Below are 11,077 nucleotides of genomic sequence, written 5' to 3'. Positions count from 1 at the left end.
ACCGATGGGGGATAAAACAACGCTGGCAGGCCGCGCCCGGAGCATCGGGCGCGGCTTTGCCGTAACCGCAGCGGCCGGCGCGGCAGCCGGCATGGCCGCGACAGGGTACGGGCTGTGGGAAAAGAACCAGTTCGTCCTGCGCGAAGAGACCCTGCCCATCCTGCCGGCCGGTTTCGGTCCTTTCCGGATCCTCCACCTGAGTGACATCCACTTCGTCCCGGGCCAGAACCGGAAGGCCCAGTGGCTGTCGTCGCTCGCGGAGCTGGAACCGGACCTGGTGGTGAACACGGGCGACAACCTCAGCCACGCCAAGGCGATCGACCCCCTCCTGAAGGCGCTGGCGCCCCTCCTGGAATTCCCCGGCGTCTTTGTGCCCGGGTCCAACGACTACTTCGCGCCCACGATCAAGAATCCCGCCTCCTACTTCCTGGGTCCTTCGAAAGCCCAGAAGAAGCCCGTGGAACTCGACTGGCCCCGGCTGCGCTCCTACTTCGGCATGTCCGGCTGGGTGGACCTGACCAACCGCCACCAGTCCGTGGTGCTGAACGGCCTGCGCTTTGATTTCTCCGGCGTCGACGATCCGCACCTGGGCCTGGAGAGATACGCCGGCTGGCCCCGCGGAACCAAAGGCCAGGACAGGACCCCGCACCTCCGCGTGGCCGTCATCCACGCCCCTTACCAGCGCGTGCTGGACCACTTCACCGAGGACGGCGCGGACCTCCTGCTGGCCGGCCACACGCACGGGGGCCAGATCTGCCTGCCGGGGTACGGTGCACTGGTGGCCAACTGCGACCTCCCCACCTGGCGTGCCAAGGGACTCAACAACTGGGAAAGCAACGGCAGCACGACGCCGGTCAACGTCTCCGGCGGGATCGGCACCTCGCGCTTCGCACCGGTCCGCATCGCCTGCCGGCCTGAGGCCGTGCTGCTGACACTGACGGAACGCTGAGTCCGGTTTCGAGGGGCTCAACCTCCGCCTGCAGTATTGCGGACCGCAATGACTGGGGAAGATTCCCGCGCGGTGCCGAATCCTGTGAACCGTGTCACTCGATGGCATAGGGTAGTTGCTAAAGGAAACTACATTCGCAGTTGAGCTTTAAGAAGCGGGCATGGCCAAGCAGACTCCATTCTTCACGTCAATCAGCCGACTCTATCCCCATGTGAAGCCGATCATCCCCCGGCTTGTGATGGGACTTTTGTGCGCACTCCTCGCCAGTATCGTGGCGCTGGCCATCCCCCAGGTCCTGCGGGTCCTCATCAATGACTCGCTCCGGCCGGGCGGCGCAACGGACGCTGTCTGGGTGGCCTCCCTGATCATCCTGGGCCTGGGCATCGCCGAAGCCGGGCTGGTTGCCCTCCGCCGCCAGTTCGTCATCAACCCGGCAACCACCGTGGAAACCCGGATGAGGGTGTCCCTCTACGGGCACCTGCAGGACCTGACGGTCTCCTTCCACGACCGCTGGGGTTCCGGGCAGCTGCTCTCCCGGGCCATGACGGACTTGAACTTCCTGCGCCGCTGGATGGCGTTCGGCGCCATCATGCTGGTGGTGACCACCCTGACGGTGGTGATCGGCGTCGTTGTGATGTTTGCCATGAGCTGGCAGCTGGCACTGATTTTCCTGGCCGCGGCGGTGCCCATCATGATCTACGGCTTCCGGTTCAGGACCCGCTTCAGCAAGGTGGCCCGGCGCAGCCAGGACCAGGCCGGCGACCTCGCCACCACGGTTGAGGAGTCGGTGCACGGCATCCGTGTGCTCAAAGCGTTCGGCCGCAGCCGCGAAGCCCTGGAGAACTTCAACGAACAGGCCGAAGAACTCCGGCAGACCGAAATCGCCAAGGCGAAACACCAGGCCACCTTCAGCATGGTGGTCACCCTCCTCCCCGAGCTCGCCCTCGGCGCCGGCCTGGTGGTGGGCATCATGCTGGCCGCGGACGGCCGGCTCAGCATCGGTTCGCTGGTGGCGTTCTTCGCCACCGCGGCCGTAGTGGCCGCCCCCGTGGAATTCAGCGGCATGCTCTTGGCCATGGCGCTGACGGCCAAGACGGCCATCGACCGGCATTTCGAGGTCATGGACGCCGCCAACACCATCACCAGCCCGGAGCATCCCCGCGAACCCGGGCAGCTCAAGGGCGCGCTCAGCTTCAACGCGGCGACGTTCGCCTTCGAAGACGCCCCGGACAAGCCGATCCTCAAGGACGTCAGCCTGGACATCCGCCCCGGCGAGACCATGGCCCTGGTGGGCATCACCGGCAGCGGCAAGAGCGCGCTGCTGCAACTGGTCCCCCGCCTCTACGACGTCACGGCCGGCTCCATCACTATCGACGGCGTGGACCTGCGCGAGTTCTCCGTGGAACAACTGCGCACCGTGGTGGGCGTGGCCTTCGAAGACACCACCCTGTTCTCCAATTCCGTCCGGGACAATGTGCTGCTCGGGGCCAAGGAGCGGAGCCAGGAAACGCTGGAGGAAGCCCTGGACGTTGCCCAGGCCCACTTCGCCTACTCCCTACCGGAGGGCCTGGACACGCTCATCGGCGAGGAGGGCCTCAGCCTGTCCGGCGGGCAGCGGCAGCGCATCGCCCTGGCCCGTGCCATCGCCGCGAAGCCCAAGGTGCTGGTCCTGGACGATCCCCTGTCCGCTCTGGACGTCAACACCGAAGAACTAGTCGAAGCCCGGCTGCGCGAGGTGCTCGCCGACACCACCACCCTGATCGTCGCCCACCGACCCTCCACCGTGGCGCTGGCGGACCGGGTGGCGCTGCTCGAGGACGGCCGGATCGCCGCCGTCGGGACCCACGCCGAACTGCTGGCGCACAACGAGCACTACCGCTACGTGATCGCCAGCCTCGAAACGGAACCGCGGGACCTGGATTCCGAACTGTCCGAACTCTCAGAATTAACGGACGAGTCCGAGGAGATCTCCCGATGACCACCGCTACCTTCGGCACCGCCAACGAGGACAACGCCCACCTGAGCAAAAGCGAGAGCAAGGCCGTACGACGGCGGTCGCTCGCCTTGCTGGGGTCCCTGATCCGTCCCGTCCGGCTGAGGTTCTGGCTCACCATCACCATGGTGGTACTCTCCCAGGCCGCCCGGGTGGCCGGACCGGCGCTCATCGCCTTCGGGATCGACCATGCCATGCCGGCACTCCAGGCCGGGAACAACATGCCGCTGGTGCTCACCGGCGTCGCATATCTTGCCGCTGCGGTTGCGACGGCCGGCCTCACGGCGCTGTACGTGACCTCGACGGCGAAGCTGAGCCAGGCGATGCTGCTGGACCTGCGGGTCCGGGTGTTCCGGCATACGCAGCGGCTCAGCCTCGAGTTCCACGAGAAGTACACGTCCGGGCGCATCATCGCCCGCCAGACCTCCGACCTTGAGGCACTGCGTGAACTCCTGGACTCCGGCGTCAGCTCGCTGGCCTCGGGGATGCTCTTTATGGTGTTCACCGCCATCACGGTGTTCGCCCTGGACTGGCGCAGTGGCCTCATCGTGCTGGCCGCAGGCGTACCCATGTACTTCCTGGCCCGCTGGTACCAGAAGCACTCCCAGATCGCGTTCCGCGAATCCCGGGTAGTGTCCGCCCGGCTGATCGTGCACTTCGTGGAAACGATGACGGGCATCCGGGCCGTCAAGGCCTTCCGCAAGGAGCGCGAGAACGCTGAGCGCTACGGCGAACTGTCCGAGGACTACCGCAAGGTGACCGTACGCTCGATCAACCTCAACGGCGTCTTCCAGCCGGGGCTGGTGCTGATCGGCAACGTCTGCGTCGCCGTGGTGCTGCTGTTCGGCGGGTTCCGTGTGCTGGGCGGGGACCTCGCCGTGGGCGTGCTGCTGGCCTTGATCCTGTCCACCAAACGGTTCTTCCAGCCGGTGGACCAGATGGCCATGTTCTACAACTCCTTCCAGAGCGCCCAGGCGGCCCTGGAGAAGGTCTCCGGCCTGCTGGAGGAGGTTCCCACCGTGCGGCCGCCGAAGAACCCCGTAGCGCTCCCCGAAGCCCGCGGCACCATCGACTTCAACGGCGTGGAGTTCCGGTACGGCGACGGCCCCGTGATCATCCCCCGGCTGGACCTGCATATTCCGGCCGGGCAGATCGTGGCCCTGGTGGGCCAGACCGGCGCCGGCAAGTCCACGCTGGCGAAACTGATCGCCCGCTTCTACGACGTGACCGAGGGATCGGTGACACTGGACGGGGTGGACCTGAGGAACCTCACCACGCCGGACTTGCGGCGGAACGTGGTGATGGTGACGCAGGAAGCCTTCCTGTTCAGCGGCTCCGTGGCGGACAACATTGCGCTGGGCCGCCCCGAAGCCTCCCGCGAGGAGATCGAAGAGGCTGCCCGGGCCGTTGGCGCGCACGACTTCATCATGGAACTGCCCCAGGGGTTCGACACCGACGTCAACAAGCGCGGCGGGCGCGTATCAGCCGGCCAGCGCCAGCTCATCAGTTTCGCCCGGGCGTTCCTGGCCCGCCCGGCGGTACTCATCCTCGACGAAGCCACCTCCTCCCTGGACATCCCGTCGGAGCGTCTGGTGCAGAGCGGGCTCGCCGGCCTGCTGGCGGGCGTGGCAGGGCACGACGCCGGCCGCACGGCCCTGATCATCGCCCACCGGCTCTCCACAGTGGAGACCGCCGACCGCGTCCTGGTGGTCCACGACGGACGCGTCGTGGAGGACGGTACGCCGGAGGAACTGATCGGCGGCGGCGGGCGGTTCGCGGAGCTGCACGGGGCGTGGAAGGACTCGCTGGTGTAGCTCCCGCGGGGCTTCCGGGCGCCGATTTCACATGGCGGCCGGAATCGGATACTCTTGTGAAGTTGCTTTTGAAGCAACGGATCGGGATGTGGCGCAGCTTGGTAGCGCGCGTCGTTCGGGACGACGAGGTCGCAGGTTCAAATCCTGTCATCCCGACCAAAAGCAAGAGGGTCTTCCATTCGGAAGGCCCTCTTTGCGTTGCATCTGAGGCCGCATTGCTCCAGCGGTGCTGCTTGCGGCGCTGCCGCCCGTGGCCCTAGAGGCCCTCGAACGTGGAACGCTGGCTGGCCTGGCCGTCGCCCAGCAGGGGAACCCGTGGCTGGTTGGAGCCGTCGTCCTCCCGGTAATCTCCCCGCGTTTCATAGGTCTGGACCTGGTTCACGTACCGGCGCCTAACCCGGACTCCATAGGCAAAGAGCACCAGCGCCTCCAGCAGCAACGCAATGCCCGCCATCCCCCACACCAGGGTTCCGGCGTCGGCCGTTCCGCCCACCACGGCGATTATCGCCGACCCCGCCACGGCGGCCACGATCAGCGAGCTCCCGGCGACGGTCCACGCGGCATAGGCCCGCTTCAAGTCATTCGATCCCCTGCGCGTCATGACATTCCCCCCGCATCGTTTGGCCAAAAAAATAGCTCCGGGACATGGTTCGCGCATGTCCCGGAGCTTGTGTTCCCTTGCGGGAAGTACATCAACCGCCTACATCGGGTCCGGCCAGTTACCGATGTATGCCGGGAAAGACATGGGGTCCGGCCAGTTACCGATGGCCTGGGCAAACTGCATGGGATCGGGCCAGTTACCGATAGCGATGGTGCTTCCCAGCTGATCCGCCCAATTGCCGGTAGGACCTGCAGACAACACTGCGGGGGCTGCGGCTGAAAATGCCAGTGCGCCAGCCAGTGCGGCGGCGGCTGCAATCTTCTTCAACATTAGGTTTCCTCAATACGAGTCGGATTCGTTACAAAGTCAGCACTGCCCTTGTTGACATACATTGTAAAATGTTTTCCACAGAGACTGTCAAGCATTTGGTATAAAGACTGTCCGGAATAAGGAGGAAACCCGTGGGGAACGGATTCGGGGAGAAGCTCCGCGCCGAACGACTCGAACGTGGGTTGACGCAAGCAGAACTGGGAAAGGACCTCTATTCTCCCAGCTACATCTCCCTCTTGGAAACAGGCCGGCGTGAACCAACCGCCGATGTTATAGAAGAGTTAGCCCGCCGGCTGGAGCTGGCCCCCAAAGCGTTGGAAGCCTGGAGCCAGCCCATCTCGGTCAGCGACGCCGAGTATGTCCTGGCCGGGCTCTACGCCCGGCAGGCCTGGGACCTCCGGGACTACCCGCTCGCAGCGGCCCACGCCGCCACTGCCGCCCAGATCGCCCTCGAAGGCAAGAACACCAGCGCATGGTGGAACATGACCTACATGCAGGCGGAATGCCTGATGAAACAGGGCCAGCTGCAGGAGTGCCAGAACATCATGCAGCACCTCCTGGAACACCCCATGGCCACCGAGTCCGCCGGACTCGGGGTGCGCGCCCGGCAGATGCTGGCCGCCGTGTGCCACGGGCAGGGGCAGCTGGCCACCGCCGTCGAGCATGCCCAGAAGGCCGTGGAACTGTGCTCGCAGCTGCCCAAGGGCTCCACGCTGATCATCGGCGCCTTGCGCGCGCTGATCGGCGCCCTGGCCGAGAGCGGCCGGCTTGACGAAGCCTGGACCTACTGCCAGGCCATGAACGACCAGATGGACGACCAATCCATTTCCCAGCTCGCAGGCGAGGTGGCGTGGGTGATCGGCAACGTGGCGTTTATGCGGCACGACTACCCCGAGGGCATCAAGTACCACGAGCGGGCCGCCAAGCTGCTCTCCCCGGCCAACGACATCGAACTGTGGGCCCGTTTCAACAAGGCCTCCGCGGCCGTCCGGCTCTCCTCCGGCATTGTGGAACCGGAAACCCTCTCCGCGATCGAGCGCGCCGAACTGGCGTTGTCGATCGTGGGCGGCAACAAAACGGACCAGCTCGAAGTGGCGTTCATCCGCGCGCGCTGGCTGTACCTCACGGGTGACATCCCGGCCGCCGTGGAAAAGCTGCGCGAGATCCACGCCGAGCGGAAGGCCCTCGCCCGTCACACCGCCGGCGAAGTGTCACTCCTGCTGGGGAAGTCGCTCAAGGCCGCCGGGGAATCGGATGAAGCCCTGGTGCTGCTCGAGGAAGCCCAGCAGGAATTCAGTGCCGCCGGCGCTTCCGACCGTGTCCAGCAGGCCATGGACGCCGTGCTGGAAATCAAACTCGCCCAGCGGCGCGCTGCCGCGGCCAAGGCCGCGGCAGAAGCCAGCTAGGCGAACGTCCGTCCGGTGAGCTTTTCGTACGCTTCAACGTAGCGGCCGCGCGTACGGCTCACCACGTCCGCCGGCAGTGCAGGCGGCGGGACGTCCGAAGCCCGGTCCCAGCCGGACTCGGCGGACGTCAGCCAGTCACGGACATACTGCTTGTCATAGGACGGCTGGGCTTTGCCCGGCTCATAGGTGGCCGCGTCCCAGAACCGTGAAGAGTCCGGGGTGAGGACCTCATCGCCCAGGGTGATGACGCCCGTGGCCACGTCGAAGCCGAACTCCACCTTCGTGTCGGCAAGGATGATGCCGCGCTTCCGGGCGATTTCCTCGGCCTTGGTGTAGATCTCCAGGGTCAGTTCACGGAGGCGCGCGGCGACGTCCTCGCCCACCAGGCCCACCACGGCGTCATACGTGATGTTTTCGTCGTGCTCCCCCACCTCTGCCTTGGCTGACGGCGTGAAGATGGCTTCGTCAAGGCGGGAACCGTCCACCAGGCCCTCCGGCAGCGGAATGCTGCAGACGGTGCGGGACTGCCGGTATTCCAGCAGCCCGGAGCCGGTGAGGTAGCCGCGGGCGATGCATTCCACCGGGAACATGTCCAGCTTCTTGCAGATCATGGCGCGGCCCTCGACTGCTGCCGGGACGCCGTCCTCCACGGTGGAGGCCAGGACGTGGTGTTCCACGTCCAGCTGGTCGAACCACCACAGGCTCAGCTGGGTGAGGATCCGGCCCTTGTCCGGGATTTCGCTCGAGAGCACGTGGTCGTAGGCGCTGATACGGTCGCTGGCCACCACGAGGACGCATTCCTGGCCGAACTGCGCCACGAGGGAATCGTCAGCGGGAACGTAGAGGTCCCGGACCTTCCCGGAGTAGACATGCCGCCAGCCCGGGAGGTCCAGTGTTTCGGTGTCCAGGCCGGCTTTGGGGGCCGCCTCGAGGGGGGAATTCTCAGTCATGCTATGCCTTCGCCTTCGTCACGGGCAGCGTTCCGGTGGCAGTGGATACCACCTTGATTTCGCCGCGCGCCGCCTTGCGCCCGATGTCGGTGCGGAATTGTGCGCCTTCAAGCTGGATCAGCTCCACGCCGTCGTACGCCCGTTCGCGGGCCTCCACGAGGTCGGTTCCCAGCGCCACCACGGCAAGGACGCGGCCGCCGGCGGAGACCACCTTGCCTTCCTCGTCCAGCTTGGTGCCCGCGTGGATGACGTGCACGCCTTCCAGCTCGTCCGCCTTCTTAAGTCCGCGGATGCGGTCCCCGGTCCGCGGGGTGTCCGGGTAGTTCTCGGAGGCGACGACGACGGCGACGGCGGTGTCCTTGGACCAGCGCAGCTCTTCGGCCTTGTCCAGTTCGCCCTTGGCGGCTGCCAGCAGCAGCGAACCGAGCGGGGTCTTCAGCCGGGCCAGGACGGCCTGCGTTTCGGGATCGCCGAAGCGGACGTTGAACTCGATGACGCGGGTGCCGCGCGAGGTCAGCGCAAGGCCCACGAACAGCACGCCGACGAACGGGGTGCCGCGGTGCGCCATCTCGTTGACCGTGGGCTGAGCCACGCGGTCGATGACTTCCTGGACCAGGCCTTCCGGGGCCCACTCCAGCGGGGTGTAGGCGCCCATGCCGCCGGTGTTCGGGCCTTCGTCGTTGTCGAAAATGCGCTTGAAGTCCTGCGCCGGGGAGAGTGCCACGGTGTTGCGGCCGTCGCACAGCACGAACACGGAAACTTCGGGGCCGTCCAGGAATTCTTCAATCACCACGGAACCGCCCGCGTCGAAGCAGGTCTGGGCGTGGGCCAGGGCTTCGTCCCGGTTGTTGGTGACCACCACGCCCTTGCCGGCGGCCAGGCCGTCGTCCTTGACCACGTAGGGGGCGCCGAAGGTGTCCAGGGCGTCCGCGGCTTCCTCAGCGGTGCTCGCAACCCGCGCCATGGCGGTGGGCACTCCGGCCTCGGCCATGACCTGCTTGGCGAAGGCCTTGGATGCCTCCAGCTGGGCGGCCGCCTTGCTGGGTCCGAAGACCGGGATCCCTGCTGCGCGGACGGCGTCGGAAACGCCGGCGGCCAGGGGCGCCTCGGGACCGACCACCACGAGGTCCACCGTCAGCTTGGTGGCCAGGGCGGCAACAGCGTCCGGGTCGTTGGCGTCGATGGCATGCGTGGGGACAAGTTTGCCGATGCCCGCGTTGCCGGGAGCCGCGTGGACTTCCGAAACGTTGGGGTCTGCAAGCAGGGAGCGGACAATGGCGTGTTCGCGGCCACCGGGGCCAATGACGAGTACCTTCACAGTCTCCAAGGGTACTTTGTGCACCCGGTCCGCTCCTAAGCCGTGACCCGCCCCGGTCAATCCTTAACGCCGGCCGCTACGAACCTCCGGCATGAAGAAGCTCACGAACTGGCTCAAGGGCCCCACCGCGCTGGCTGCGCTGGCAGGCGTGGCCGCGGCCGCCGTCGTACTTTCCGTTGCGGAACTGATCGGTGCGTTCTTCACGGCGCGGGCAACGCCGATCATTGCCCTCGGCTCCACTTTCATCGACTTCACGCCGCCGTGGCTGAAGGACTTTGCCATCGCCACGTTCGGCACCAACGACAAGGCGGCACTGTTCGCCGGCATGGGGCTGACCATTTTCCTGCTGGCCTGCGTGCTGGGCGTGGTGGCCTACCGGAAGTGGGCGCTGGGCGTAGCCGGTGTCCTGCTGATGGGCGCCGTCATCGTCGCCAGTGTGGTCACCCGCGCGAGCGTTGAGCCGCTGGACGCCATCCCCTCGCTGATCGGCACCGCCGCCGGCCTGGTGGTGCTGCGCCTCCTGATGACGCGGCTGTGGCGGATGCGCCAGTGGCCCGGCGAGGCCGCCGATGTCGCAGCCAAGGGCACCGAACGCCCGGCCACAACGCGCCGCGCCTTCTTCGCCGCATCCGGGATCACTGCCGCGGCGGCCGCCATCGCGGCCACCGGCGGCCGGCTGCTCAGCGCGGCACGCAGCAACATCGCCCAGGCCCGTGAATCCCTGCAGCTCCCGTCGCCGGCCAAGGCAGCCCCCGCCGTCCCGGCCGGAGTGCAGTCAGCCGCCCCGGGCGTCACCCCGTGGGTCACACCCAACAACGAGTTCTACCGGATCGACACCGCCCTGAGCGTGCCGGAGATCAACGCCCAGGACTGGGAGCTCCGGGTGCACGGCCTGGTGGAGCAGGAAGTCACGCTCACCTTCCAGGACCTGCTCGACGCCGAGCTGATCGAATCGCACGTGACGCTCACCTGTGTGTCCAATCCCGTCGGCGGAAACCTCGCCGGCAACGCCAAGTGGCTGGGCTTCCCCCTCCGCGAGGTCCTCAAAATGGCCCGCCCCACGGAGGGCGCCGACATGGTTCTGTCCACCTCCGAGGACGGCTTCAGCGCCTCGACGCCGCTCGAAGTGCTGCAGGACGACCGGGACGCCATGCTGGCGATCGGCATGAACGGCGAGCCCCTGCCGCTCGAACACGGCTATCCCGTGCGCATGGTGGTCCCCGGCCTGTACGGCTTCGTTTCCGCCACCAAGTGGGTGGTGGACCTCGAAGTCACCCGCTTCGCGGACAGCAAGGCGTACTGGACTGACCGGGGCTGGTCCGAGCGCGGCCCTATCAAGACCATGGCCCGGGTGGAGGTGCCCAAGTCCTTCGCCCAGGTGGCGGCCGGCAAGGTGGCAATCGGCGGCACCGCCTGGGCGCAGACCCGTGGCATCACCAAGGTGGAAGTGCAGATCGACGACGGGCCCTGGACCGAGGCCGTGCTGTCCACGGAAGCGTCCGTGGTGACGTGGCGCCAGTGGTCCTTTGAGTGGGATGCCACCCCGGGACCGCACTACATCAAGGCCCGCGCCACCGACGGCACCGGCGAGGTCCAGACGGACAAGCGCGCCGATCCCGTGCCCGACGGCGCGTCCGGCTGGCAGTCGGTCATGGTGACGGTGCAATAGCCGGCCGTGGCCCCGTCGGCGGCCCGGGCAACAGCCGGGCCGCCGCC

At 66.9% G+C, this 11,077-nt stretch carries 9 protein-coding genes and 1 tRNA gene; 6 read left to right on the top strand and 4 right to left on the bottom strand.

What is annotated here, in order from left to right; translation table 11 throughout:
• Positions 1 to 4: 4 nt before the first annotated feature.
• The 4 genes from AC6JAC_RS04670 (at position 5) to AC6JAC_RS04655 (ending at position 4,915) form a co-directional block, all read left to right on the top strand.
• Positions 5 to 949, top strand: a complete 945-nt coding sequence (locus AC6JAC_RS04670; RefSeq protein WP_497963593.1) for a metallophosphoesterase — start codon at positions 5 to 7, stop codon at positions 947 to 949.
• A 160-nt stretch (positions 950 to 1,109) separates the two neighbouring features.
• Complete coding sequence (locus AC6JAC_RS04665) at positions 1,110 to 2,927, top strand: ABC transporter ATP-binding protein (protein ID WP_028269887.1); 1,818 nt, start codon at positions 1,110 to 1,112, stop codon at positions 2,925 to 2,927.
• Entirely contained in the window at positions 2,924 to 4,756 is a 1,833-nt protein-coding gene (locus AC6JAC_RS04660; protein ID WP_497963591.1) for an ABC transporter ATP-binding protein, read from the top strand. Before AC6JAC_RS04665 ends, AC6JAC_RS04660 begins: the two co-directional genes overlap by 4 nt.
• 82 nt (positions 4,757 to 4,838) lie before the next feature.
• Positions 4,839 to 4,915 (top strand) — tRNA-Pro (locus tag AC6JAC_RS04655).
• Between the two features lie 97 nt (positions 4,916 to 5,012).
• Here AC6JAC_RS04655 and AC6JAC_RS04650 read toward each other — a convergent pair.
• Complete coding sequence (locus tag AC6JAC_RS04650) at positions 5,013 to 5,357, bottom strand: hypothetical protein (protein WP_497963589.1); 345 nt, start codon at positions 5,355 to 5,357, stop codon at positions 5,013 to 5,015.
• Positions 5,358 to 5,456: 99 nt separating this feature from the next.
• Complete coding sequence (locus AC6JAC_RS04645) at positions 5,457 to 5,687, bottom strand: hypothetical protein (protein WP_028269884.1); 231 nt, start codon at positions 5,685 to 5,687, stop codon at positions 5,457 to 5,459.
• A 131-nt stretch (positions 5,688 to 5,818) separates the two neighbouring features.
• Between AC6JAC_RS04645 and AC6JAC_RS04640 the strand changes: the two genes are divergently transcribed.
• On the top strand, positions 5,819 to 7,093 hold the full coding sequence (locus AC6JAC_RS04640) for a helix-turn-helix domain-containing protein (RefSeq protein ID WP_028269883.1): 1,275 nt from the start codon (positions 5,819 to 5,821) through the stop codon (positions 7,091 to 7,093).
• On the opposite strand, the gene AC6JAC_RS04635 is transcribed toward AC6JAC_RS04640, so the two are convergent.
• Together AC6JAC_RS04635 and purD are read right to left on the bottom strand one after the other, a co-directional pair.
• Positions 7,090 to 8,043 (bottom strand): phosphoribosylaminoimidazolesuccinocarboxamide synthase, encoded by a 954-nt coding sequence (locus AC6JAC_RS04635; protein ID WP_028269882.1) that lies wholly within the window; start codon positions 8,041 to 8,043, stop codon positions 7,090 to 7,092. The genes AC6JAC_RS04640 and AC6JAC_RS04635 overlap by 4 nt on opposite strands.
• Before the next feature lies 1 nt (position 8,044).
• The gene (purD, locus tag AC6JAC_RS04630) at positions 8,045 to 9,361 is read right to left on the bottom strand and encodes a phosphoribosylamine--glycine ligase (protein ID WP_028269881.1); all 1,317 of its coding nucleotides are present in this window, start codon (positions 9,359 to 9,361) and stop codon (positions 8,045 to 8,047) included.
• Between the two features lie 91 nt (positions 9,362 to 9,452).
• Here purD and AC6JAC_RS04625 point away from each other — a divergent pair, with 91 nt between their 5' ends.
• Positions 9,453 to 11,030: a molybdopterin-dependent oxidoreductase gene (locus AC6JAC_RS04625; protein WP_497963586.1), complete on the top strand. Its 1,578-nt coding sequence runs from the start codon at positions 9,453 to 9,455 to the stop codon at positions 11,028 to 11,030.
• Positions 11,031 to 11,077: the final 47 nt, after the last annotated feature.

Source organism: Arthrobacter sp. KUASC02 (assembly GCF_059739395.1).
The sequence above is the reverse complement of the archived record's forward strand: the minus strand, read 5'-3'. Positions and strand labels throughout refer to the sequence as shown.